General features: G+C 70.3%; 30 protein-coding genes and 1 tRNA gene. 6 read left to right on the plus strand and 25 right to left on the minus strand.

The window, feature by feature from the left end:
• Nucleotides 1-24 precede the first annotated feature (24 nt).
• On the minus strand, nt 25-1,005 hold the full coding sequence (locus ACE3UN_RS09360) for a peptidoglycan DD-metalloendopeptidase family protein (protein WP_374674664.1): 981 nt from the start codon (nt 1,003-1,005) through the stop codon (nt 25-27).
• Between the two features lie 105 nt (nt 1,006-1,110).
• Between ACE3UN_RS09360 and ACE3UN_RS09365 the strand changes: the two genes are divergently transcribed.
• A complete protein-coding gene (locus ACE3UN_RS09365) occupies nt 1,111-1,353 on the plus strand; it encodes a hypothetical protein (protein WP_374674665.1) in 243 nt (80 codons plus the stop codon).
• A 13-nt stretch (nt 1,354-1,366) separates the two neighbouring features.
• Here the strand turns inward: ACE3UN_RS09365 and ACE3UN_RS09370 are convergent.
• The 6 genes from ACE3UN_RS09370 to petA form a co-directional block, all read right to left on the minus strand.
• A tRNA-Thr gene (locus ACE3UN_RS09370) sits at nt 1,367-1,442 on the minus strand.
• A gap of 73 nt (nt 1,443-1,515) precedes the next feature.
• Entirely contained in the window at nt 1,516-2,085 is a 570-nt protein-coding gene (locus ACE3UN_RS09375) for a ClpXP protease specificity-enhancing factor (protein ID WP_374674666.1), read from the minus strand.
• Between the two features lie 26 nt (nt 2,086-2,111).
• Nucleotides 2,112-2,723 carry a glutathione S-transferase N-terminal domain-containing protein gene (locus ACE3UN_RS09380; protein WP_374674667.1) on the minus strand — a complete coding sequence of 204 codons (612 nt, stop codon included), beginning with the start codon at nt 2,721-2,723 and terminating at the stop codon, nt 2,112-2,114.
• Between the two features lie 136 nt (nt 2,724-2,859).
• Complete coding sequence (locus tag ACE3UN_RS09385; RefSeq protein WP_374674705.1) at nt 2,860-3,627, minus strand: cytochrome c1; 768 nt, start codon at nt 3,625-3,627, stop codon at nt 2,860-2,862.
• Nucleotides 3,628-3,652: 25 nt separating this feature from the next.
• On the minus strand, nt 3,653-5,080 hold the full coding sequence (locus tag ACE3UN_RS09390; protein ID WP_374674668.1) for a cytochrome bc complex cytochrome b subunit: 1,428 nt from the start codon (nt 5,078-5,080) through the stop codon (nt 3,653-3,655).
• A 30-nt stretch (nt 5,081-5,110) separates the two neighbouring features.
• The gene (gene petA / locus ACE3UN_RS09395; protein WP_374674669.1) at nt 5,111-5,707 is read right to left on the minus strand and encodes a ubiquinol-cytochrome c reductase iron-sulfur subunit; all 597 of its coding nucleotides are present in this window, start codon (nt 5,705-5,707) and stop codon (nt 5,111-5,113) included.
• Nucleotides 5,708-5,941: 234 nt separating this feature from the next.
• Here petA and mscL point away from each other — a divergent pair, with 234 nt between their 5' ends.
• Nucleotides 5,942-6,367 (plus strand): large conductance mechanosensitive channel protein MscL, encoded by a 426-nt coding sequence (gene mscL, locus ACE3UN_RS09400; RefSeq protein WP_374674670.1) that lies wholly within the window; start codon nt 5,942-5,944, stop codon nt 6,365-6,367.
• A 19-nt stretch (nt 6,368-6,386) separates the two neighbouring features.
• On the opposite strand, the gene pdxA is transcribed toward mscL, so the two are convergent.
• Nucleotides 6,387-7,394 carry a 4-hydroxythreonine-4-phosphate dehydrogenase PdxA gene (gene pdxA, locus ACE3UN_RS09405; protein ID WP_374674671.1) on the minus strand — a complete coding sequence of 336 codons (1,008 nt, stop codon included), beginning with the start codon at nt 7,392-7,394 and terminating at the stop codon, nt 6,387-6,389.
• Entirely contained in the window at nt 7,391-8,143 is a 753-nt protein-coding gene (locus ACE3UN_RS09410; RefSeq protein ID WP_374674672.1) for a Nif3-like dinuclear metal center hexameric protein, read from the minus strand. The genes pdxA and ACE3UN_RS09410 overlap by 4 nt, the downstream gene beginning before the upstream one ends.
• 26 nt (nt 8,144-8,169) lie before the next feature.
• Here ACE3UN_RS09410 and ACE3UN_RS09415 point away from each other — a divergent pair, with 26 nt between their 5' ends.
• Entirely contained in the window at nt 8,170-9,357 is a 1,188-nt protein-coding gene (locus tag ACE3UN_RS09415) for a trypsin-like peptidase domain-containing protein (protein WP_374674673.1), read from the plus strand.
• A gap of 41 nt (nt 9,358-9,398) precedes the next feature.
• On the opposite strand, the gene tatC is transcribed toward ACE3UN_RS09415, so the two are convergent.
• From tatC to argB, 15 genes are all read right to left on the minus strand, one after another.
• On the minus strand, nt 9,399-10,175 hold the full coding sequence (gene tatC, locus ACE3UN_RS09420) for a twin-arginine translocase subunit TatC (RefSeq protein WP_374674674.1): 777 nt from the start codon (nt 10,173-10,175) through the stop codon (nt 9,399-9,401).
• The gene (tatB, locus tag ACE3UN_RS09425; protein WP_374674675.1) at nt 10,172-10,663 is read right to left on the minus strand and encodes a Sec-independent protein translocase protein TatB; all 492 of its coding nucleotides are present in this window, start codon (nt 10,661-10,663) and stop codon (nt 10,172-10,174) included. Before tatB ends, tatC begins: the two co-directional genes overlap by 4 nt.
• A gap of 84 nt (nt 10,664-10,747) precedes the next feature.
• A complete protein-coding gene (tatA, locus tag ACE3UN_RS09430) occupies nt 10,748-10,981 on the minus strand; it encodes a Sec-independent protein translocase subunit TatA (RefSeq protein ID WP_374674676.1) in 234 nt (77 codons plus the stop codon).
• 72 nt (nt 10,982-11,053) lie between these two features.
• Nucleotides 11,054-11,413 (minus strand): histidine triad nucleotide-binding protein, encoded by a 360-nt coding sequence (locus ACE3UN_RS09435; RefSeq protein WP_374674677.1) that lies wholly within the window; start codon nt 11,411-11,413, stop codon nt 11,054-11,056.
• A 17-nt stretch (nt 11,414-11,430) separates the two neighbouring features.
• Nucleotides 11,431-11,808, minus strand: a complete 378-nt coding sequence (locus ACE3UN_RS09440) for a DUF4870 family protein (protein WP_374674678.1) — start codon at nt 11,806-11,808, stop codon at nt 11,431-11,433.
• Nucleotides 11,805-12,161, minus strand: a complete 357-nt coding sequence (locus ACE3UN_RS09445) for a phosphoribosyl-ATP diphosphatase (RefSeq protein WP_374674679.1) — start codon at nt 12,159-12,161, stop codon at nt 11,805-11,807. Before ACE3UN_RS09445 ends, ACE3UN_RS09440 begins: the two co-directional genes overlap by 4 nt.
• An 8-nt stretch (nt 12,162-12,169) precedes the next feature.
• A complete protein-coding gene (hisI, locus tag ACE3UN_RS09450; RefSeq protein WP_374674680.1) occupies nt 12,170-12,559 on the minus strand; it encodes a phosphoribosyl-AMP cyclohydrolase in 390 nt (129 codons plus the stop codon).
• Between the two features lie 22 nt (nt 12,560-12,581).
• The gene (locus tag ACE3UN_RS09455; protein ID WP_374674681.1) at nt 12,582-13,028 is read right to left on the minus strand and encodes an NUDIX domain-containing protein; all 447 of its coding nucleotides are present in this window, start codon (nt 13,026-13,028) and stop codon (nt 12,582-12,584) included.
• Nucleotides 13,021-13,917: an ATP-binding protein gene (locus ACE3UN_RS09460; protein WP_374674682.1), complete on the minus strand. Its 897-nt coding sequence runs from the start codon at nt 13,915-13,917 to the stop codon at nt 13,021-13,023. The genes ACE3UN_RS09455 and ACE3UN_RS09460 overlap by 8 nt, the downstream gene beginning before the upstream one ends.
• A gap of 40 nt (nt 13,918-13,957) precedes the next feature.
• Nucleotides 13,958-15,784 carry a bifunctional UDP-sugar hydrolase/5'-nucleotidase gene (locus ACE3UN_RS09465; RefSeq protein ID WP_374674683.1) on the minus strand — a complete coding sequence of 609 codons (1,827 nt, stop codon included), beginning with the start codon at nt 15,782-15,784 and terminating at the stop codon, nt 13,958-13,960.
• Between the two features lie 78 nt (nt 15,785-15,862).
• Entirely contained in the window at nt 15,863-16,516 is a 654-nt protein-coding gene (gene pdeM, locus ACE3UN_RS09470; protein WP_374674684.1) for a ligase-associated DNA damage response endonuclease PdeM, read from the minus strand.
• A gap of 14 nt (nt 16,517-16,530) precedes the next feature.
• Entirely contained in the window at nt 16,531-17,190 is a 660-nt protein-coding gene (slmA, locus tag ACE3UN_RS09475; RefSeq protein WP_374674685.1) for a nucleoid occlusion factor SlmA, read from the minus strand.
• Nucleotides 17,190-17,876, minus strand: coding sequence for a pyrimidine 5'-nucleotidase (locus ACE3UN_RS09480; protein WP_374674686.1), 687 nt, complete (start codon nt 17,874-17,876; stop codon nt 17,190-17,192). Before ACE3UN_RS09480 ends, slmA begins: the two co-directional genes overlap by 1 nt.
• Nucleotides 17,866-18,789 carry a DMT family transporter gene (locus tag ACE3UN_RS09485; RefSeq protein ID WP_374674687.1) on the minus strand — a complete coding sequence of 308 codons (924 nt, stop codon included), beginning with the start codon at nt 18,787-18,789 and terminating at the stop codon, nt 17,866-17,868. Before ACE3UN_RS09485 ends, ACE3UN_RS09480 begins: the two co-directional genes overlap by 11 nt.
• Before the next feature lie 33 nt (nt 18,790-18,822).
• Nucleotides 18,823-19,731, minus strand: coding sequence for an acetylglutamate kinase (argB, locus tag ACE3UN_RS09490; protein ID WP_374674688.1), 909 nt, complete (start codon nt 19,729-19,731; stop codon nt 18,823-18,825).
• 126 nt (nt 19,732-19,857) lie between these two features.
• On the opposite strand from argB, the gene ACE3UN_RS09495 reads away from it, so the two are divergent.
• A complete protein-coding gene (locus tag ACE3UN_RS09495) occupies nt 19,858-20,142 on the plus strand; it encodes a copper-binding protein (RefSeq protein ID WP_374674689.1) in 285 nt (94 codons plus the stop codon).
• Between the two features lie 9 nt (nt 20,143-20,151).
• Here the strand turns inward: ACE3UN_RS09495 and orn are convergent, their stop codons facing one another.
• Entirely contained in the window at nt 20,152-20,715 is a 564-nt protein-coding gene (gene orn, locus ACE3UN_RS09500; protein ID WP_374674690.1) for an oligoribonuclease, read from the minus strand.
• Nucleotides 20,716-20,771: 56 nt separating this feature from the next.
• Here orn and ACE3UN_RS09505 point away from each other — a divergent pair, with 56 nt between their 5' ends.
• Both ACE3UN_RS09505 and rsgA read left to right on the plus strand, forming a co-directional pair.
• Nucleotides 20,772-22,034: a M48 family metallopeptidase gene (locus ACE3UN_RS09505; protein ID WP_374674691.1), complete on the plus strand. Its 1,263-nt coding sequence runs from the start codon at nt 20,772-20,774 to the stop codon at nt 22,032-22,034.
• 5 nt (nt 22,035-22,039) lie between these two features.
• Nucleotides 22,040-22,945 carry a ribosome small subunit-dependent GTPase A gene (gene rsgA / locus ACE3UN_RS09510; RefSeq protein WP_374674706.1) on the plus strand — a complete coding sequence of 302 codons (906 nt, stop codon included), beginning with the start codon at nt 22,040-22,042 and terminating at the stop codon, nt 22,943-22,945.
• The last annotated feature ends 19 nt before the right edge of the window (nt 22,946-22,964 follow it).

Raw genomic sequence — 22,964 nt, forward strand, 5'->3', positions numbered from 1 at the left:
CCCGGGGTGGGTGCACCACGGACCTCAGCGCCGGGCCGTGGCCGCGGCGACAGCCGGGGGCGCGGCGCGCTGGCCGAGGAACTTGGCCGGGTTCTGCATGACGCCGTCGAGCAGCACCTCGAAGTGCAGGTGCGGCCCGGTAGAACGACCGCTGGAGCCGACCTCGGCCACGCGCTGGCCGCGCTTGACGATGTCGCCGGTCTTCACCAGGATGCGCTGGGTGTGGGCATAACGGGTGGTCAGCCCGTTGCCATGGTCGATCTCCAGCAGGCGGCCGTACTGCGGGTGCATGTCGGTGGACACCACCACCCCGCCCGCCGCCGCATGGATGGGCGTGCCGGGATCGGCGGAGAAATCGAGCCCCGTGTGCAGCGCCGGCCGGCCGGTGAAGGGGTCGCTGCGGAAGCCGAAGCCAGAGCCCACGGGGGCGTCCACGGGCGGAGAGCTCGGCACCAGCAGCGAGGACAGGCGACTCTCGAACAGGCGGGATTCAGCCAGGGTGAGCAGGTCCGCGTGCTGGTCGGCCCAGGTTTCTAGCGCACTCAGCTGCGCCTGCAGCTGCTCCAGGCTGGTGTGTTGCAGCGGCAGGTAGGGGCCGCCCTGGCCGGCCTGGGCGGCCGGGAGCGTGGCCGCCGGTGCGGAGGCCGCCCGGGCCGACGGCAGGTCCTCGGGCCGCACGCCGGCCAGGCCGCTGACCCGTTCGCCCACGGCCTCCAGCTCGACGATGCGCGCCTGCATCTCGCCCACCTTGCGCGCCATGGCGTCGAGGTTCATCTGCATGACCTGCTCGCGCTGCGCGATCTCGTCGCGCACCACCAGGCGCACCAGCTGGCTGACCACCGGCCAGCCCTCGCGCGCGGCCTTCAGGAAGACGAAGTGGTAGACCGCGCCCGACAGCAGCAGCAGGGCCACCGCGGCCATGGCCACGGCCGCGCCCATCTGCAGCCGGCTGAAGCTGAGCACGCGCGTGCGCGCCAGGCCGCCGTGGGTGATGAGAATCTGCATCGTTACACTCCTCGGACGATGTCGCCGCCTCCGTCTCCCCGCCCGCCCGCGCCGGCCACGCGCCCGATCCACGAGGCACTGTCGGCCAACTCGACCCTGGCGGACTTGCTCCAGCGCATGCAGGAGGCTCAGGCGCGCCTGGCTGCGGTGCGCCCCGCCCTGCCGGCGGCGCTGCGGCCGCACGTACGCACGGGCGTGCTGGACGACACGGGATGGAACCTCGTCGTGCCGAACGGCGCCGTGGCCGCCAAGCTGCGCCAGTGCCTGCCCCAGATCGAACAGGCGCTGGCCGACGAAGGGTGGAAGCCTACTGCAGTCCGGGTCAAGGTTCAATCGGACCGGACGTAAGCGTCGGTGAGGTTGGTGCCGGCTATCCGAATCGAACGGATGACCTACCGCTTACAAGGCGGTTGCTCTACCAGCTGAGCTAAGCCGGCCCGCGCCACCCCCGCGGCAAGCGAGGGCGGTGGCGTCATTCTAGGCGGCACCCGCGGGCGGCCGCCCCAGGCGTCACTTCACGCGCTTGAGGGTGGGGCGCGGCGGGGGCGGCGGCTCGTCGCCCTCCGGCGCGGCCCCTTCCGGGCGAGCGGCGGCCGCCGTGTCGTCAGCCGCGTCGGCGGGCTGTGTGCCGCCCTCGTCGTCCGCACTGGCCAGGCGCAGGCCACGCGGGCCGCGGCCTGCCGGCGCGTCCGCCGCGGCCGGGCCAGGCGCGGCCCCGTCGGCGCCGGCGTTCGGCATGGGGAACGCCATGCCCTGGCCGTTCTCGCGGGCGTAGATGGCCACGACGTGGTCCACCGGCACGATGATCTCCCGCGCCACGCCGCCGAAGCGCGCCTTGAACTCGATGAAGTCGTTGCCCAGCTTGAGGCCGGAGGTCGCCTCGAAGCCCACGTTGAGCACGATCTCGTGGTTCTTCACGTACTCCATGGGCACCTGCACCGCGCCGTCCACGTGCACCGCGAGGTACGGCGTGAACCCGTTGTCGGTGCACCAGTCGTGCAGCGCACGGATGAGGTACGGGCGGGTCGACGTGCCCTGGCTGTCGGGCGACGCCGGAGGCGGCGGTGGCGTGGCGTTCATGGCAGCGGGCCGAGGTGCAGGCCGGGTTACTTGCGCATCACCTTCTCGGACGGCGTCAGCGCCTCGATGTAGGCCGGGCGCGAGAAGATGCGCTCGGCGTACTTCAGCAGCGGCGCGGCGTTCTTGGACAGGTCGATGCCGTAGTAGTCCAGGCGCCACAGCAGCGGGGCGATGGCCACGTCCAGCATGGAGAAGTCGTCGCCCAGCATGAACTTGTTCTTCAGGAAGATGGGCGCCAGCTGGGTGAGGCGGTCGCGGATCTGCGAACGTGCCTTCTCCAGCTGCTTGTCCGTGGCCTTGATGCCGCGGCCTTCCAGGATGTTCACGTTGGCGAACAGCTCCTTCTCGAAATTGAAGAGGAACAGGCGCACGCGCGCGCGGGCCACGGGGTCACCCGGCATCAGCTGCGGATGAGGGAAGCGCTCGTCGATGTACTCGTTGATGATGTGCGACTCGTACAGGATCAGGTCGCGTTCGACGAGGATGGGCACCTCGTTGTACGGGTTCATCAACGCGATGTCTTCGGGCTTGGCGAAGAGGTCGACGTCGCGGATCTCGAAGTCCATGCCCTTTTCGAACAGCACGAAGCGGCAGCGGTGCGAGTAGGGACAGGTGGTTCCGGAGTAAAGCACCATCATGGCGGGCTCCTGCAGCTAGGGCGTTTCGAACGGTTGCCGGATCGGCAATAAAGGCAAAAACGCAGTGGCGCCGGTCAGGCGCACACTGCGCGTCGAGGCCCGGCCGGCGCCCATGGCGCCGCACCGGACACGGGCGTCACTTCACGTCTTTCCAGTAGGCGGCATTCAGGCGCCAGGCGAAGACCGTGAACACACCGAGGAAGATCAGCACCCACACTCCCAGACGGACCCGCTGGCCCTGCGCCGGCTCGCCCATCCAGGTGAGGAAGGCGACGAGGTCGGCGACGGTATTGTCGTACTCGGCCTTGCTCATGCTGCCGGGGGTGATCTGCTCGAAGCCCTTGAAGTGATGCACCTTCTTGGCGGCATCGTGCGGGTCGGGCAGCTCCTCGTACACGGCGCGCTGCTGGCCCTGCCACTGCCACAGCACGTGCGGCATGGCCACGCTGGGGAAGGCCAGGTTGTTCCAGCCCGTGGCGGTGGTCTCGTCGCGGTAGTAGGTGCGCAGGTAGGTGTAGAGGTAGTCGGCCCCGGTGCCGCCGGCGCCGGCGCGCGAGCGGGCGATCACCGACAGGTCCGGCGGCGCGGCACCGAACCATTCCTTGCCCTGCTTGGCGTTCAGTGCCACCTGCATGGTCTCGCCGACCTTCTCGGCGCTGAACATGAGGTTGTCGCGGATCTGCTCGTCCGTCAGGCCGAGTTCGCGCATGCGGTTGTAGCGCACCATGGACGCGCCATGGCAGTTCAGGCAGTAGTTGACGAACACCTTGGCGCCGTTCTGCAGCGCCGCCATGTCCGTCAGCCGCTCGGCGGGGAACTTGTCCCAGGCGATGCCGCCACCGGCGGCGTGGGCGCCACCGATGAGGCACAGGGCGGCCATCCAGCCGGCAATGAGTTTCTTCATCATGTTGGTTTCTCCGGCCGGGCGATCAGTGCGGATGGAAGGTCACGCGCTCGGGCACCGGCTTGAAGGTGCCGAGCTGGCTCCACCACGGCATCAGCAGGAAGAAGCCGAAGTAGAACAGGGTGCCGACCTGCGACACGATGGTGAAGATCTCCGACGGCGGCTGGATGCCCAGGTAGCCCAGGACGAGGAAGAAGACGACAAACACGCCGTACACCACGCTGTGCCAGACCGGACGGTAGCGGATCGACTTGACCGGGCTGTGGTCCAGCCAGGGCAGGAAGAACAGGATGATGACCGCGCCGCCCATCACCACCACGCCCCAGAACTTGGCGTCGAAGATGTTGAGCAGGACGATGCCCACCGCGGAGGCGACCAGCACGGCCAGCTTGCCACGACCGCCGAAGCGGCCGCGCAGCACGGCGAGCGCGGCCGCCGCGGCGATCACCACGCTCAGCACCTTGATCATGTCGTCGGTGGTGGCGCGCAGCATCGAGTAGAACGGCGTGAAGTACCACACCGGCGCGATGTGCGGCGGCGTCTTCAGCGGGTCGGCCGGGATGAAGTTGTTGTACTCGAGGAAGTAGCCACCGAGTTCCGGCGCGAAGAACACGACCGCGCAGAAGAACATCAGGAAGACGCCCACGCCCATCAGGTCGTGCACCGAGTAGTACGGGTGGAAGGGGATGCCATCCAGCGGCTTGCCCGTGGCGGGGTCCTTCTTGGCCTTGATCTCGATGCCGTCGGGGTTGTTGGACCCGACGTCGTGCAGGGCCAGCAGGTGGGCCACCACCAGGCCGATCAGCACCAGCGGCACGGCGATGACGTGGAAGCTGAAGAAGCGGTTCAGCGTGGCGTCGCCCACGACGAAGTCGCCGCGGATCAGCAGGGCCAGGTCCTCGCCGACGAACGGCACGGCGGCGAACAGGTTCACGATCACCTGCGCGCCCCAGTAGCTCATCTGGCCCCAGGGCAGCAGGTAGCCCATGAAGGCCTCGGCCATCAGGCACAGGAAGATGGCGCAGCCGAAGATCCAGACCAGTTCGCGCGGCTTGCGGTAGGAGCCGTACATGAGGCCGCGGAACATGTGCAGGTACACCACCACGAAGAACGCCGAGGCGCCGGTGGAGTGCATGTAGCGGATCAGCCAGCCCCAGGGCACATCACGCATGATGTACTCGACGCTGGCGAAGGCCACCGGCACGCCCGCCGCGTTCAGCGACGCGTCGGGCTTGTAGTGCATGACCAGGAAGATGCCGGTGACGATCTGGATCACCAGCACCAGCAGGGCGAGCGAGCCGAAGAAGTACCAGAAGTTGAAGTTCTTCGGAGCGTAGTACTCCGACATGTGCTTCTTGTATTCCTCGAAGGCCGTCGGGAAGCGGTTCTCCAGCCAGATCGAGAGCTTCTGCGACGCGGGCGCACCCGCCGGCGCAACTTTGAATTCAGCCATGGTTGCCTTTCGTGGGTCTTGTGGCGGGCGTCAGGCCTTCTTGTCCTCGCCGATCAGCAGCTTGGCGTCGGAGAGGTACATGTGGGGCGGCACCTCGAGGTTGTCGGGTGCAGGCTTGTTCTTGAAGACGCGGCCGGCCATGTCGAAGGTCGAACCGTGGCAGGGGCAGAGGAACCCGCCCTTCCAGTCATCCGGCAGCGAAGGCTGCGCGCCGGTGGCGAACTTGTCGGAGGGGGAGCAGCCGAGGTGCGAGCAGATGCCCACCGCCACGAAGTACTCGGGCTTGATGGAGCGGTGGGGGTTCAGCGCGTACTCGGGGGTCGGGTAGGCCTTGCGCTTGGACTCCGGATCGGCCAGCTGGCCGTCGAGCGTCTTGAGGGCCTCGACCTGTTCGGGCGTGCGGCGCACGATCCACACCGGCTTGCCGCGCCATTCGACGGTCAGCTTTTCGCCGGGCTTCAGGGCACTGATGTCCACCTCCACCGGGGCGCCGGCCGCCTTGGCGCGCTCCGACGGGGCAAAGGTGCTGACAAAGGGCACGGCTGCCGCCACGCCACCCACGGCACCCGCGCAACCCGTGGTGATCAGCCACGTGCGCTTGCCTTGGTCCACCGCGTTATCACTCATGGAGGTCCTTCTTTGAGCTCTTGCAAGTCTGGCGGGGGCTTTCGGATCGAGCACGGCAGGTCCGGCCCCGGGCAATCGGGCATTTTAGCCGACGAAACTACCGACGCCGCCTTACATGCGGGCCGAGGTGCACGTTGCTTGCACCGAAATTGACATCAGCCCGTCAGTGGCCATACTGCGCGGGCGCCCTGGGAGGGGCGTCACCCACACGACCGCACGCACAAGGAGAGACTCATGGGGTTCGCGACCGAGTTCAAGGAATTCGCGATGAAGGGCAACGTCATCGACCTGGCGGTCGGTGTCATCATCGGCGGTGCCTTCGGCAAGATCGTCGATTCCATGGTGGCCGACGTCATCATGCCGTTCGTCGGGCTCATCTTCGGCGGCCTCGACTTCTCGAACTACTTCATCCCGCTGGCCGGGCAGACCGCCACCACGCTCGCGGAAGCCAGGAAGGCCGGCGCCGTCTTCGCCTACGGCAGCTTCATGACCGTGGCGCTCAACTTCATGATCCTGGCGTTCATCATCTTCATCATGGTGCGCCAGATCAACCGCCTCAAGCGCCGCCAGGAAGCGCCGGCTGCACTGGCCGCGCCGGAGCCCACGCCCGAGGACGTGGTGCTGCTGCGCGAGATCCGCGACGCGCTGCGCGGCCGCTGACGGCTGAGCCCGGCCGGGCTCAGGCGCCCGACAGGCGGCGGGCCAGCCGGGCGGCCGCGATCAGGCTGGACGGGTCGGCCACGCCGCGGCCGGCGATGTCGAAGGCCGTGCCATGGTCGGGGCTGGTGCGCACGAAGGGCAGGCCCAGCGTCACGTTGACGCCCTGCTCGACGCCCAGGTACTTCACGGGAATGAGCCCGTGGTCGTGCGTCATGGCCACCACCACGTCGAACTCGCCCGTGTGCCCCGGCGCATGCCGGGCGCGCATGAACACCGTGTCGGGCGCATAGGGCCCGGTGGCGTCGATGCCCAGGGCCCGGGCGCTGGCGATGGCCGGCGCGATCACGCGGCGCTCCTCGTCGCCGAACAGCCCGCCCTCGCCCGCGTGCGGATTGAGGCCCGCCACGGCAATGCGCGGCTGCGCGATGCCGAAGCGGCGCAGCGCCACGTCAGTGATGCGCAGCGTCTGCACGATGCCCGGCTCGTCGAGCAGGTCGATGGCCCGCCGCAGCGACACGTGGATGGTGACCAGCACCACCCGCAGTTCGTCATTGGCCAGCATCATGCGCACCGGCACGCCGCCGGCCAGGGCCTGCAGCATCTCGGTGTGGCCCGGGAAGCGCACGCCCGAGGCGGCCAGCGCCTCCTTGTGGATGGGCGCGGTGACGAGCGCGCGGCCCTGGCCGCCCTGGACGACCCGCGCGGCGGCCTCGATGCAGTGCGCCGCCGCGGCACCCGCCGCCGCACTGACGCGGCCCCAGGGCAGCGCCTCGAGCCCCGGCGCCAGGCCGGGCGGCTGCCACACCACCAGGGCGCCCTGCGGCACGTGTGCGGCGTCGTGCGGCTGCTCCACCACCGCGACGGGGCGCCTGGCGCCCACCGCCGCCAGTGCGCGCCGCATCACGGGCGCACTGCCGCAGACCAGTGCGTCGTCGAGCGCGCCCGCCGCGGCGGCCCGGGCGATGGTTTCCGGGCCGATGCCGCACGGATCGCCCATGGTCAGGACGAGAGGCAGAGGGCGGGTCATGCCGGGTTGTCGATGTCGATGAAGCGGTGTTCCAGCCCGAGCGCTGTCGCCAGGTGCTCGCCCACCGCAGGAGCCCCGTAGCGCTCGGTGGCGTGGTGGCCGCAGGCGAGGAAGGCCACGCCGGTCTCCGCCGCCAGGTGGGCCTGCGGCTCGGAGACCTCGCCCGTGAGGAAGACGTCCGCGCCCGCGGCCATCGCGGCCTCGAAATGGCCCTGCGCCCCGCCGCTGCACCACGCCACCCGCCGCAGGGGCCGGCCGTCGCCGGGCAGCAGCAGGGGCGCCCGGCCCAGGCGCTCGGCCACGCGGGCCGCCAGGGCTGGAGCGCTGCGCAGGTCGGCGGGCGCCGGGCCGATGAAGCCGATGGCCTGGTCGCCGAAGCGCGCGTCGGCCTGCAGGCCCAGCACCGCGCCCAGGCGGGCGTTGTTGCCCAGGCTGGCATGCGCATCCAGCGGCAGGTGGTAGGCGAACAGGTTCACCTGCGCGGCCAGCAGGCGCTCGACCCGGGTCTTGAGCCAGCCGGTCAGCCGGCCGTCGTGGCCGCGCCAGAACAGCCCGTGGTGCACGAGCACCATGTCGGCGCCGGCGGCCACGGCGGCGTCGATGAAGGCCAGGCTGGCGGTCACGCCTGAGACGACGCGACGAATCTGCGCCCTGCCATCCACCTGCAGACCGTTCGGCCCATAATCCTTGAACCCTTCCGGGGCCAGGAGCTCACTCAGGCAGCTCTCCACGTCGGCTCGTGAGGCCATCGGATACGTCACTCCTGTCGGGTGTCATGCGCAGAATCTGGCTCGTATTCTCCCAGACGGTCACCGTGGCGGTGGCCGTGCTGTTCGTGGTGGGCACCTTCAAGCCCGAGTGGCTCTCGGGCCGTGGGTGGCCCATCGTCACGCGGCCGGCCGGCCCGGCGGTGCCGGTGTCCGACGGCCAGGTGCCTGTGGAGGTGGCGACGGGCCGGCTGCCCAGCCAGCCGCTGTCCGCCGCGGCCAAGCGTGCGGCCCCCGCCGTGGTGAGCGTCACGGCCAGCAAGGCCCCGCCGCAGCTGAACGACCCGCGCGCCGCCGACCCCTGGTTCCGCTTCTTCTTCGGGCCGCAGGCACAACGCGAGCCGCAGATCGGCCTGGGCTCGGGCGTCATCGTGTCGGCCGAAGGCTACTTGCTGACCAACAACCATGTGGTCGAAGGCGCCGACGACATCCAGGTGCGGCTGGCCGATGGCCGCCAGGCGGAGGCCCGGCTGGTGGGCACCGACCCGGAGACGGACATGGCGGTGCTGAAGATCCAGATGGACCGCCTGCCCGTGGTCACGCTGGGCCAGATCGAGCAGCTGCAGGTGGGCGACGCGGTGCTGGCGATCGGCAACCCGTTCAACGTGGGCCAGACCGTCACGTCCGGCATCGTGAGTGCGCTCGGCCGCACAGGCCTGGGACTGTCCACCTTCGAGAACTTCATCCAGACCGACGCCGCCATCAACCCGGGCAACTCGGGCGGCGCGCTGATCGACGTGAACGGCAACCTGGTGGGGATCAACACCGCCATCTACTCGCGCAGCGGCGGCAGCATGGGCATCGGCTTCGCCATTCCGGTGGACCTGGCGCGGCAGGTGATGGAGGGGCTGGTCAAGGACGGCGAGGTGACGCGCGGCTGGATCGGCGTGCAGCCGCGGGACCTGGACCCGGAGTTCGCCGAGAGCTTCAAGCTCCCGGTGACCGAAGGCGTGCTCATCACCGGGGTGCTGCAGGACGGTCCGGCCAGCAACGCCGGCATGAAGCCCGGCGACGTGGTCACCCGCATCGGCGGACAGGCGGTGCGCAACACGGCACAGCTGATGAACGCCGTGGCGGCGCTGAAGCCGCGGGCCGAGACGGTGATCACCGTGCAGCGCGGCGACAAGACGGTGGACCTGCCGGTGCGGGTGGGCCAGCGGCCCCGGGCATCGGCCCAGCAGCGCCTGCCGGAATGAGCGGCTGACAGCTGACGGCCGAGGCGCGCAGCCCGGGCGCGTCATTCGGCCGAGGCCGGCGCCTGGGTGTGCTTGATGAACAGGCCCGCGGCCAGGATGCCCACTTCGTACAGCAGGCACATGGGAATGGCCAGCGCCAGCTGGGACACCACGTCCGGCGGCGTGATCACGGCCGCGATGATGAACGCCACGACGATGAAGTAGCCGCGGAACTGCCGCAGCTTCTCCACCGAGACGATGCCCATGCGCGCCAGCACCACCACCACCACCGGCACCTCGAACGCGGCGCCGAAGGCGATGAACATGGTGAGCACGAAGCCCAGGTAGGCCTCGATGTCCGGCGCCGCCGTGATGCTCTTCGGGGCGAAGCTCTGGATGAAGGCGAACACCTGCCCGAACACGAAGTAGTAGCAGAACGCCACGCCCGCGAAGAACAGCACCGTGCTGGACACCACCAGTGGCAGCACCAGGCGCTTCTCGTGGTTGTACAGGCCCGGCGCGACGAACGCCCACACCTGGTAGAGCACCACCGGCAGCGCCACCAGGAAGGCCGCCATGAGCGTGATCTTCACGGGCACCAGGAACGGCGAGATGACGTTCGTGGCGATCATCGTCGCGCCCTGGGGCAGCGTCTTCACCAGCGGCGCGGCGAGCAGGTCGTACAGGCCGGACGGCGACGGGTAGAAGCACAGCACGGCGAACACCACACCCACGGCCAGCAAGGCGCGGATGAGGCGGTCCCGCAGCTCGATCAGGTGGGACACGAAGGGGGCTTCGGTGCCCTCCAGTTCGTCCTTGGGCTCGGTGCCGGTGCTCATCGTTGCGCCTTGGGCGGCCGGAATCGCGCCACGCGCGCGGCGCCGGATTGCACATGCCGGCGCACACCGGCCTGCTGCTTGTACCAGGAGGGCATCGCCGAGCGTTTCACCCGCCAGTTCTTGCGGGGGTGCTGGTAGTGGACAGGCGGCGGCGCGAAGTCGCCGTCGCCGGTGGCGGCGTCACCGCTGCCCAGGCCCGCGGTGGCTTCCTGCCAGCTCTGCGACAGGCCGGCGGAGGCCTCCTCCACCTCCTGGCGCACGGTGGTTTCCACGTCGCGCGCCGCCGTCTCGAACTGCGACTTCATCTTCTGAAGCTCTTCCAGCTCGATGGAACGGTTGACCTCGGCCTTCACCTCGGACACATAGCGCTGCGCCTTGCCGACCAGGTGGCCGACGGTGCGGGCCACACGGGGCAGCTTCTCGGGCCCGATGACGATCAGCGCCACGGCGCCGATCAGGGCGATCTTGTCGAAACCGAAGTCGATCATCGGTGCTTGCGGTTCAACCCACGCCCAGCCCGTCCCGGCACGGCACCGGCAGGTGCCGCGCCCGGACGGCGCCCCGGGTCAGGGTCAGACCTTGTTCTTGGCCTCGACGTCGACGGTGTTGGCGTCGTTGGCCTTGTTCGCGACCTGCTGCGACGGCGGCAGCGGCGGCTCGGGCTCCGAACCGCCCTTGACGCCGTCCTTGAAGCCCTTGACGGCCGACCCGAGGTCCGAGCCGACGTTCTTGAGCTTCTTCGTGCCGAAGATCAGCACGACCACCAGCAGCACGATCAGCCAATGCCAGATGCTGAACGATCCCATGACTACTCTCCAAAATCGATCCAGGATTGTATGAGTCGGGTCGGCCGCCAGCGGTTCACCGCTTGCGCCCGATCAACCCTTGAGCCACGGACGGGGGCCGCCCATGACATGCATGTGGAGGTGGTAGACCTCCTGGCCGCCGTCGCGGCCGGTGTTGATGACCTGCCGGAAGCCGCCGGTGACGCCCGCCTCGGCCATCAGGCGCGGCGCCAGCACCATCATCTTGCCCAGCAGCGGCTGTTCCTCAGGCGTGACGGACTCCATGCTCGCAATATGCCGCTTGGGAATGACCAGCAGATGAACCGGCGCCCAGGGGTGGATGTCGTGGAAGACGAGCAGGTCCTCGTCCTCGAAGGCCTTCTTCGCCGGGATCTGGCCGGCGACGATCTTGCAGAAGATGCACTCGGCGGAGACGGGGGCAGCGGCGCTCACGGGGGCTCCTTGCCGTCTCAGGCGGCCGCCGGCACGCCGATGGCCTTGCCGTCGTTCCAGTAGAGGAAGCCCTTGACGATGCGGTAGATGAGCCAGACCGAGTTCGCCAGCAGCACGAGGAACCCGACGCCGATGATCACCGTGATGCCGCCGACGATCGCCCACAGCAGGCCGAACCAGAAGGTGCGGATCTGCCAGGTGAAATGGCTTTCGTAGATCGTGCCCACGGTGTCGTCGCGTTTCACGTAGTTGATGATGATGGCGACGAGGGCCGTCAGACCGATGAAGGCTCCCAGCGCATAGAGCACATAGATGATGAGCGTGAGCTGCTTCAGGCTGGCCAGCTTCTGGGCGCCAGGGTCGCCCATGGGCACCAGGGGGCTCGTGTCGTTCATCGCGATTCTCCTTGTTCACGTTGTTGCGCCCGCCGGGCGGCGAACTCCTCCAGGCCCGACAGGCCCTCGCGCCGCTCGAGCTCAGCCAGCACATCCGCCGGGCCAAGGCCGAACTGGGCCAGGGCGATCATCGAGTGGAACCACAGGTCGGCCACCTCGTAGACGATCTTCTGGGGGTCGCCGTCCTTGGCCGCCATCACCGTCTCGGTGGCCTCCTCGCCGATCTTCTTCAGGATGGCGTCCGTGCCCTTGTGGAACAGGCGCGCGACGTAGCTCGTGTCGGGGTCACCGCCGCGGCGCGAGGCGATGACCTCGGCCAGGCGTTGCAGGGTGTCGTGGGAATCGGCGCTCATGGGCGGGTTCAACGGTAGATCTCGGCAGGGTCCTTGAGCACCGGCTCCACCGCCTGCCAGCGGTCACCGTCCAGGCGCTCGAAGAAGCAGCTATGGCGGCCGGTGTGGCAGGCGATGCCCGGCTCATGGCCACGCTGGGTGACCTTCATCAGCACGACGTCCTGGTCGCAATCGAGCCGGATCTCGTGCACCTGCTGCACATGGCCGGATTCCTCGCCCTTGTGCCACAGCCGCTGGCGCGAGCGGCTCCAGTACACGGCCTCGCGCAGCTCGGCCGTGCGCGCCAGCGCCTCGCGGTTCATCCAGGCGAACATGAGCACGTCGCCGGTCGCCGCCTCCTGGGCGATCACCGGGACGAGGCCGTCACGGTCCCAGCGCACATGGTCCAGCCAATCCATCCGGGCAGTGTAGCCGCGGGGCTCAGCCGGCATGGGTGGGACCGGCGTGACCCCTCTCCTCGGCGAACCATTCCAGCACCGGGATCGTGCCCGGCAGCACCGGCCGGCTGGCCACGGGCAGGCTCTCCCAGGCCATGGACTGCCCCTCGCGCATCTCGAAGGCGCCGGTCCACTCGTACACCTTGCAGAAGTGCAGGCGCACGCGCGCGTGCGGGTAGTCCATCACCAGCTCGCGCCAGGGGTGGCTGGCGCCGATGGTGATGCCGATCTCCTCGTGCAGCTCGCGCGCCAGCGCCTCATGCACGGTCTCGCCGGCCTCGATCTTGCCGCCCGGGAACTCCCAGTAGCCGGCGTACACCTTGCCCACCGGGCGCGAGGTGAGCAGGAAGCGCCCTTCCCGGCCGGCGGCATCGCGCTCGACCAGCACGCCCACCGCCACGTCCACCGGGGTGCGTTCGGGCTCAGCCATGCGGCGCCCCCGCCCGGGCAGTGGCCAGGCGCCCGGCCAGGTCGCGGGCGAACTGGTAGGCCACGCGCCCGGAACGCGAACCGCGCTCGAGCGCGAAGACCAGCGCTTCCGGCTGGGCGGCGGTGATGCGTGCCTCGTCCAGCCCATGGTGACGCAGCCACTGCGCCACGATGGCCAGGTACTCGGTCTGCGAGAAGGGATAGAAGCTGATCCACAGGCCGAAGCGCTCGGACAGGGAGATCTTCTCTTCCACCACCTCGCCGGGATGCACCTCGCCGTCCTCGGTGTGCTGGTAGCTGAGGTTGTCCTTCATGTACTCGGGCAGCAGGTGGCGGCGGTTGCTGGTGGCATAGACCAGCAGGTTGTCCGACGCCTGGGCCACCGAGCCATCGAGCACGGACTTCAGCGCCTTGTAGCCCGGCTCGCCCTCGTCGAAGCTCAGGTCGTCGCAGAAGACGATGAAGCGCTCGGGCCGCTCGGCCACCAGGTCGATCAGGTCGGGCAGGTCCACCAGGTCGGCCTTGTCCACCTCGATCAGGCGCAGGCCCTGCGCGGCGTACTCGTTGAGGCAGGCCTTGATGAGCGAGCTCTTGCCGGTGCCGCGCGCGCCCGTGAGCAGCACGTTGTTGGCCGCCGCGCCCTGCACGAACTGGGCGGTGTTGCGTGCCAGGCGCTCCTTCTGCGCGTCGATCTCCTGCAGGTCGGCCAGCCGCACGGTGGCGACATGGCGCACGGGCTCGAGCACGCCGGAGCCGGCGCGCTTGCGGTAGCGGAAGGCGATGGAGGCGGCCCAGTCGGGCGGCGAGGGCGGGTGCGGCAGCACGGCTTCCAGCCGGGCCAGCACCCGCTCGGCGCGCTCGAGCAGCGCACCCAGGTGAATCAGGTCCATCCGCCCAGTGTAGTGAAGGCGGACGGACCCAAGCCGCCGTTCAGGGGCAGACCGTGCCCGCGTCGCCCCGCGTGATGCGCGGCTTGCCCAGGCCGGGCGCCAGGGGGTCATAGGCCGGGGCCGGCGGCAGGAAGGCCGCCAGGTAGCGCTCCAGGGCATCCAGGTCCTGGGCGCCGCCCAGGCGCTCGGTGCCGCCCTTGAGCACGCTGAAGGCGTCGCCGCCGTCGGCCAGGAAGCTGTTCACCGTGACCCGCCAGGTGCGCTGGCCGTCCACCACAGCGCCCGCGACGACCAGGGGATGCGTGACACCCGCCACGGTGAGACTGGCTTCGCGCACCTTGGCGCCGCAGGCCTGGGCATCGTCCCAGTGGTAGCGCAGGCCGGCCGAGGGCAGCAGCACCCGCGCGAAGCTGGTCTGGCCGAAGCAGTTGGGGAACTGCTGCTCCAGCGTGTCGCGCAGCTGCTGCGTGCTGAGCGTCATCGTCACCAGGCTGTTGCCGAAGGGCTGCACCGTGAAGGCCTCGCCATAGGTCACCGCGCCATCGCCCTCGCCCGCCGGGCTGCCGGCGTACTGGAAGCCGGGGCTGCGCACGCCACCCGGGTTCATCAGCGCGAGCTGGGCGCCGCCGAATTCGGGGGCCTCGGTGGCGGCCAGCTGGGCGTCGGCCACCAGTTCGCCGGCGGGCATGTTGCAGGCGGCGTCCTTGGTGTTGGGCACGTCGCGCGTGATGCGGCCGACGACGCGGTTGGCGATCGGCGTGACCAGGGTCTTGTAGCCCGCGACGATGGCCGCGATCTGCGCGTTCGGCGTGATCGCGGCGTTGCTGCGGTCGACCACCTTGTTGAGCGCCGTGACGCCGGTGACGTCGCCGGTGGCCGTGTCCACGGCCAGGTCGATGTCGGTGAGCACGCGTCCCTGCGCGTTGGCGCTGGTCACGCGCACCAGGCGGCCGGACGCCAGCGGCAGCTCGCAGTTGTAGGCGGCGTGGCTGTGGCCGGTCACCACGAGGTCCACGGCGCCGTCCAGCCGCGCCACGATGTCCTTGATCGGCGAGCCGGCGAGCCCGCCGGCGCAGGCGTTGATGTCCTGCGGCGACGGCGAGGTCTGGGTGCCGCCCTGGTGGATCAGCACCACGATGGACTCCACGCCCTGCGCGCGCAGCTGCGGCACCAGGGCGTTCACCGTCTCGGCCTCGTCACGGAACACGAGGCCCTTGACGCCCGAGGGCGTGACGATCTGCGGCGTGTCCTTCAGCGTCATGCCGATGAAGGCCATCTTCAGCTTCTTGCCGCCGATGTCGAAGGCCTTCAGGCCGTAGGGCGCGAAGAGCGTCTTGCCGTTCTTCTTCTGCACCACGTTCGCGGCCAGGAAGCGGAACTTCGCCCCCTCGAAGGGCACCGGCGTGCCCACCTCCGCACCGCGGCAGGAGTTGGCCGTGTCGGTGGGGTGGCAGCCGCCGCGCTGCAGGCGCTGCAGCTCGTCCTTGCCGTCGTCGAACTCGTGGTTGCCGACCGCGTTGAAGTCCAGCCCCGCACGGTTCATGGCCTCGATGGTGGGCTCGTCATGGAACAAGGCCGACACCATCGGGCTGGCGCCGATGAGGTCGCCTGCGGAGACGACCACGGTGTTCGGGTTGGCCGCCCGGGCGGCGGCGATGTAGCCGGCGGCGTAGTCTGCGCCGCCGGCGGGCACCACGGGGGAAGCGGCATCGGCGCGGAAGGTGCCGGGCGACTCCAGCTGGCCGTGGAAGTCGTTCAGCGCCAGGATCTTCACCACGCCGGTGGGCTTGGCGCCGGGTGCCGCCTGGGCGACGCCGAGCGTGAGGGTGAGCGCGCCAAGCGCGCACAGCAGTCGGGGATGGGACATGGGGCGGCCTCGTCGGTGGGGTCGTTGACGCCGCGCATTGGAGGCCGCGGCCGTGTCAGCGACATGACGGCCGGCCCCTCAGGGAAGGGGGATGACGTGCTCGCCGTCGCTCACGAAGCACACGTCCTCGGGCCCGGGCCGGACCGTCGAATGGCCCGTGAACTCACCGAAGGCGGGCAGCACCAGCAGCTGCCGCCGCTGCCAATGGAAGGCCGGCAGCACCAGGCGATCGCCGCCCCGTCCGCCCAGGCGCACGCCCGGGTGGAGGTGGCCGGCCAGCGCGTGGCTCGCGGGCCGGGCCGGCGGATGGTGGTACAGCGTCCAGGGGCCCCGCCGCAGGGGCTCGGGACCCACCTCGATGCCCAGGGCATCGGGCGGGTCGCCCGCGTGGCGGTCGTGGTTGCCCCGCAGCAGGGCCAGACGCAGCCCCGGCCGGCCGGCGCGCCAGTCGGCAAAGGCGGCGAGCGACGGGCTGCCCTGCACGCGCACCGAGTGCAGGAAGTCGCCCAGGAACACCACCTCCCGGGCACCGAGGCGATCGACCAGTGCGCCCAGGCGCAGCAGGTTGGCCGCGCTGGTGCCCGCGGGCACCGGCACGCCCAGGCGCCGGAAGCTGTGGGCCTTGCCCAGGTGGAAGTCGGCCACGAAGAGCAGGCCTTCGTCGGGCCAGAAGGCCGCCTTCTCGGGACACAGCCACAAGGTGTGGCCGCCCCACGCGAGCGCGTGGTCCACGCGCGGGCCCGCCGTCAGGTCAGCAGGCCCAGCGCGATGTCGAGCTGCTCGGTCGGGCTGCGCTTGAAGCCCGAGCGGGCATAGCGCTGCAGGCGCCCGACGAGGAACGCCGTGAGTGCCGAGGCCCGGCCATTGGCGTCCACCGTGGGCATGGCGGCGCCTGCGCCGTCCGCGGCCAGGCGCAGGCTCTGGCGCAGCTGCGACTCGACCTTGTCGAAGAACTGGTTCATGCGCGCGCCCAGGCGCTCGTTCTCGAACACCAGCGCGTCGCCCACCATGACGCGCGTCATGCCGGGGTTGCGCTCACCGAACTGCAGCACCACCTGGGCAATGCGCCGCGCCTGCACGGCGCCGTCGGTTTCACGTTCGAGGATCTGGTTGATGAGCCCGAAGATGCTGGACTCGATGAACTCGATGAGCCCCTCGAACATCTGCGCCTTGCTGGCGAAATGGCGGTACAGCGCGGCCTCGCTGACCTGCAGCTGGCCCGCCAGCGCGGCGGTGGTGATGCGCTCGGCCCCCGGCTGCTCGAGCATGGACGCGAGCGTCTGCAGGATCTGCACGCGGCGCTCGCCGGGCTTGGGCCGCTTGCGCGAAACCGCCACCTCGACGGTGCTGCCCGCGGGTGTCGACTCGGCCTCGGCCGCTTCGGTGTCGTCGGGCAGATCAGGCATCACGGCAAGCGGCGCAACTGTTGGAGCCTGGAGATTCTGGCACACACGTAGGCGGGCCTCCGCTGCAGGTAAACACCGACCTCCGGCCCGTGTGACGCCCTTCTCGCCCAGCGCTGCATCCACACGGTGCACATGCCCACGGACCGTGCCGACTTCTGGTGCACGAGCGTGTCCTCGACGAGCACGCAACGCCGGGTGGGCACCCCCAGGCGCGCGGCGATGGCGCGGAACATGCGCGTGTCCGGCTTCGGCCGCCAGTGGCCGAACATGGTCATGTGCTCGATGCCGAGGACGCCGTCGAAGTGGTGCAGCACGCCGAGGTGCCGCAGCACGCGCTCGGCATACGCCCGGGGGGCATTCGTCAGCACGTACTTGCGCCCGGGCAGCCTGCGGAGCACGGCCAGGTCGTGCGGGTGCGCGCGCAGGCTGCGCTCCAGGCCGGGCAGCACGTGCGTCTCGTGCAGGAAGTGGTGCGGCCGCACGCCATGGTGCCGGATGAGCCCCAGCAAGGTGGCGCCATAACGCGCCCAGTAGTGGGCACGCAGCCGGTCGGCCTCGGCCGCATCCACCTGCAGCTCCCGGGCGATGTAGGCGTTCATCGACCGGTCCAGCGCAGCGAATGCCGAGGCCGCCGCGTCGTGCAGCGTGTTGTCCAGGTCGAACAGCCAGACGCGGTCAGACGGCATGGGGGGGCTGCGGTGTCGCACGCCGCGCATCCCGGCGTCCCAGGGCCGCGATGGCGGCGATCATGAGCGCCGCGCCCAGCCACTGCGCCGCCGACAGCGACTCGCCCAGCAGCGCGGCGGCCAGCAGCACCGCCGTCAGCGGCTCCACGAGCGTGGCCACGGTGAGCGCGGTCGGCGTGAGGCGGGCGGCGCCCCACGTGAAGGCCAGCAGGGCCAGCGCCGCGGTGGCGATGCCCAGGTACAGCAGCCAGGCCTCCGGGGGCACCTCGTGCGGCCAGCGCAGTGGCGTGTACAGCGCGCTGAGCGCCATCACGGCCGCCGCCACCACCGTCAGCCCCATGGTGGCGGGGCCGGCGCCGAGCGCCAGCGACAGCCGGCCGCTCACCAGCGTGAAGCCGGCATACAGCACGGCCGAGGCGACCGACAGCGCGACGCCCTCGGCGAGCTGCGCGGCGCTGGCGCCGGTGGACACGCCGCCATGGCGCACGACCACCAGCGCCGTGCCGGCCAGGGCCGCGACGAGGGTGGCCACGAGCGCGCCGTCCAGGCGCTCGCGGCCGCGGGCCACGGCCAGCAGCGTCACCAGCACCGGCGGCAGGCACAGGGCGATCAGGGTGGGCACCGCCGCGCCGATGCGCGCGATGCCCAGGAACCAGCACAGCACGTACAGCGCCATGCAGGTGCCGGCCCCCAGGAGCCAGGCGGCCTGCGCGCGCAGGCCCGCCCAGACCGGGCGGCGGGCGAACAGCGCAGCCAGCAGCACCGCCCCCACCACGAAGCGCCAGAACGAGATGCTCTCCGGCGACATGCCGAAGCGCGCGATGAGCAGGTTCACGACCAGCGCCCCGGTGCCCCAGAGGAAGGCGGCGCCGCAGGCGGCCGCCATGGCGGCCGCGGACGATCGGTGGGACACCGCCTCAGGCCCTGGGGCGACCGACGGCCGCCATCAGTGCGACCGGATCATGGTGCCGTAGGCCTGGTCGGTCAGGATCTCCAGCAGCATGGCGTGCGGCACCCGGCCATCGATGATGTGCACCGCGTTGACGCCACTCTTGGCCGCATCCAGCGCACCGGCGATCTTCGGCAGCATGCCGCCGGAGATGGTGCCGTCGGCAAACAGCTCGTCGATGCGCCGGGCCGTCAGGTCGGTCAGCAGCTGGCCCTGCTTGTCCAGCACGCCGGGCGTGTTGGTCAGCAGCACGAGCTTCTCGGCCTTGAGCACCTCGGCCAGCTTGGAGGCCACGAGGTCGGCGTTGATGTTGTAGCTCTCGTTGTCGGCGCCGAAGCCGATCGGGCTGATCACGGGGATGAACTGGTCGTCCTGCAGCGCCTTGACCACGCTCGGGTCGATGGACTCGATCTCGCCCACCTGGCCGACGTCGTGCTCCTTGGTCGGGTCGTCCTTGTCCACCATCTTCAGCTTGCGGGCGCGGATCATCGCGCCGTCCCGGCCGGTGAGGCCCACCGCCTTGCCGCCGGCCACGTTGATCAGGCCGACGATGTCCTGCTGCACCTCACCGCCCAGCACCCACTCGACGACCTCCATCGTCTCCTCGTCGGTGACCCGCATGCCCTGGATGAAGGTGCCCTTCTTGCCCAGGCGCGACAGGGCCTCGTCGATCTGCGGGCCGCCGCCATGCACGACCACCGGGTTCATGCCCACCAGCTTGAGCAGCACCACGTCCTCCGCGAAGTCCTGCTGCAGCGCCGGGTCGGTCATGGCGTTGCCGCCGTACTTGATCACCAGCGTCTTGCCGTGGAACCTGCGGATGTACGGAAGCGCCTGGGCGAGGATCTCCGCCTTGTCGCGCGGCTGGATATGGGCAAGGGTGTCGGGCGCAGGGGCTTGGCTCATGGCGGGCTCGGAGGGTGGCGTGGCGTGAATAATCGATGGTCGGCCATTCTAGGGAAGCGCCCCCAGCGCCGCCCGTCATCCGCTGCCGTGCCGCGGCAGTTGAAGGCCTGTCACGAAAGGCAAGCCATGTTCCGCACCCCTGTCCTGTCCTCGCTCACCGCCCTGGTGCTGCTCGCGGTGCCCGCTGCCCAGGCGGCCGAAGGGGTGGTGCGCAAGCTCCAGCCGGCCCAGGCCAAGGTGACGCTCGCCCACGGCGAGCTCAAGGAGCTGGGCATGCCGGCCATGACCATGGCCTACCGGGCCCGGCCGCCGTCGCTGCTGGACGGTCTGGCGGTGGGCGACCGCGTGGAGTTCACCGCCGAGAAGGTGGACGGCCAGTACGTCGTCACGGCCATCCGCAAGAAGCGCTGAGCCCGAGGCTCACACCGCCAGCAGGTGCTGGCGGTAGTGCAGCAGCTCGTCGATCGATTCGTGGATGTCCGCCAGCGCGGTGTGCGCCTGCGCCTTCTTGAAGCCTTCCAGCGCCGCCGGCTTCCAGCGCCGGGCGAGCTCCTTGAGCGTGCTCACATCCAGGTTGCGGTAGTGGAAGAAGGCCTCCAGGCCCGCCATGTGGTTGGCGAGGAACCGGCGGTCCTGGCAGATCGAGTTGCCGCACATGGGGCTCTTGCCCGCCGGCACGTAGGCCGCCAGGAACTCGATCACCCGGGCCTCGGCCTCCGCCTCGCCCACGGTGGACTCGCGCACCCGGTCGATCAGCCCGCTGCGGCCGTGGGTGCCCTTGTTCCAGGCGTCCATGCCGTCCAGCACGGCGTCGGTCTGGTGGATGGCGAAGACCGGACCCTCGACCCGCACCGACAGCAGCGGGTCGGTGACCACCACCGCGATCTCGATGATGCGGTCGCTGTCCGGCTTGAGGCCGGTCATCTCCAGGTCGATCCAGATCAGGTTCTGTTCGCTCTTGGCAAGCAGGGGGGCGGCGGTCATGGCAGCGGCGGTGGCGTGAAGAAGCCCGGATTGTCCGACACCCTACACTTGCCGCCATGCAGCCCACCAGCATCACCCTCGGCCTCGTGGCGGCGATCGTGGCCGCCCACGTGGTGCGCCTGTGGCTGGCGGCTCGCCAGGGCCGCAGCGTCGTCGACCACCGCCACGCGGTGCCCGCCCCGTTCGCCAACACGGTGACGCTGGCAGCCCACCAGCGGGCGGCGGACTACACCCTGGCGAGGCTGCGCTTCGGCCTGCTGTCCGACAGCGTGGCCGTGGCCGTGCTGCTGGCGTGGACGCTGCTGGGCGGCCTGGAGGCCCTCAACGCCCTGGTGCGCGACGCGGTGCAGCCGCGCTTCGGGGACATGGCCTACCAGCTGGCGCTCGTGGGCGCCTTCTCGGTCATCACCTCGCTGGTGGAACTGCCGCTGGAGTGGGCCCGCGTGTTCCGCCTGGAGCAGCGCTTCGGCTTCAACCGGATGACCCCCGCCCTGTTCCTGGCCGACCTCGCGAAGGGCACGCTGCTGTCCGTGCTCATCGGCCTGCCGCTGCTGGCCGCCGTGCTGTGGTTCATGCAGGCCACGGGCGGCGCGTGGTGGCTGTGGGCGTGGGCGCTGTGGGTGGGCTTCGTGCTGCTCATGCAGGTGGTGTACCCGACCTGGATCGCCCCGTGGTTCAACCGCTTCGAGCCGCTGCCCGATGCCGCCCTGGCCGAACGCGTGCAGGCGCTGATGGCACGTTGCGGCTTCCGCGCGCAGGGCCTGTACATGATGGACGGCAGCCGCCGCTCCAGCCACGCCAACGCCTACTTCGGCGGCCTGGGGCGGGCCAAGCGGGTGGTGTTGTTCGACACCCTGCTCGCCCGCCTGGGCGGGCGTGAGGTGGAGGCCGTGCTGGCGCACGAGCTGGGGCACTTCCACCACCGGCACGTGTGGTGGATGACGCTGCGCGCCTTCGGTGCCGGGCTGCTCGCCATGGCGCTGCTGGGCTGGCTCGCGGGCCAGCCGGCCTTCTACGCGGGCTTGGGCGTCGCGCCGAACCTGCAGGCGCCCAACAACGCGCTGGCGCTGCTGCTGTTCATGCTGGCAGCGCCGCCCTTCGTCTTCTTCCTGTCGCCGCTGTCGGCCGCCTGGTCGCGCCGCGCCGAGTTCGAGGCCGACGCCTATGCCCGCGCGCAGACCAGCGGCGACGACCTCGCCGCCGCGCTGCTGAAGCTGCACGAGGACAACGGCAGCACGCTTACACCCGATCCCGTGTACGCCCGCTTCTACTACAGCCACCCGCCCGCCGCCGAGCGCCTGGCGGCGCTGGTGCCGTGAACGGCATGCCCGCAGCCGTGGCCGAAGCGCTGGTGGTCGGTGCGCACGGGCGCCATGTCGTCATCGAGAAGCCGGACGGCGAGCGCCTCCTGGCGCACCTGCGCGGCAAGAAGAACGCCTGCGTGGTGGGCGACCGCGTGCGCTGGCAGGCGGCCGGCGACGAGGCGGTGGTCGAGGGCCTGGTGCCGCGGCGCAACCTGCTCACCCGCCAGGACGAATGGCGCACCAAGTCGTTCGCCGCCAACATCGACCTGCTGCTCATCGTGGTGGCCGGCGAGCCGATGTTCAGCGAGTCCCAGCTCGCCCGGGCGCTGATCGCGGCCGAGGACGCGGGCATCGCCAGCGCGATCCTGCTGAACAAGATCGACCTGCCGGCGGCGGCCGCCGCCCGAGAGAAGCTGCGCCCGTACGCCGCCATGGGCGTGCCGGTGGTCGAGACCAGCCTGGCCAGCGACCCCGTGGCCTCGCGAGAGCGGCTCGCGGCCTCGCTGGCCGGCCGCACCACGCTCGTGCTCGGCCCCAGTGGCATGGGCAAGAGCACGCTGATCAACCTGATGGTGCCGCGGGCGGACGCGCAGGTGGGCGAGATCTCCCAGGCGCTGCAATCGGGCCGCCACACCACCACCACCACCACCTGGTACTGGCTGGACGACACGCGGCAGGCCGCGCTGCTCGATTCGCCGGGATTCCAGGAGTTCGGCCTGATGCACATCGAGCCGTCCCGACTGGCCGAGCTGATGCCCGACCTGCGGGCGCAGCTGGGCCAGTGCCGCTTCTACAACTGCACGCACCGGCATGAGCCGGGCTGCGGCGTGCTGGCTGCCGCCGGGCGCGGGGAGATCGCGCCGAACCGGCTGCGCATCTACACCGCGCTGCGCGACGAGCTGGAGTCCGGCCAGCGCAAGGGCTGAGCGGCCCGGGGTGGCGGCC

Source organism: Ideonella sp., assembly GCF_041918995.1.
In the GTDB taxonomy this organism is placed as follows: domain Bacteria; phylum Pseudomonadota; class Gammaproteobacteria; order Burkholderiales; family Burkholderiaceae_C; genus Ideonella.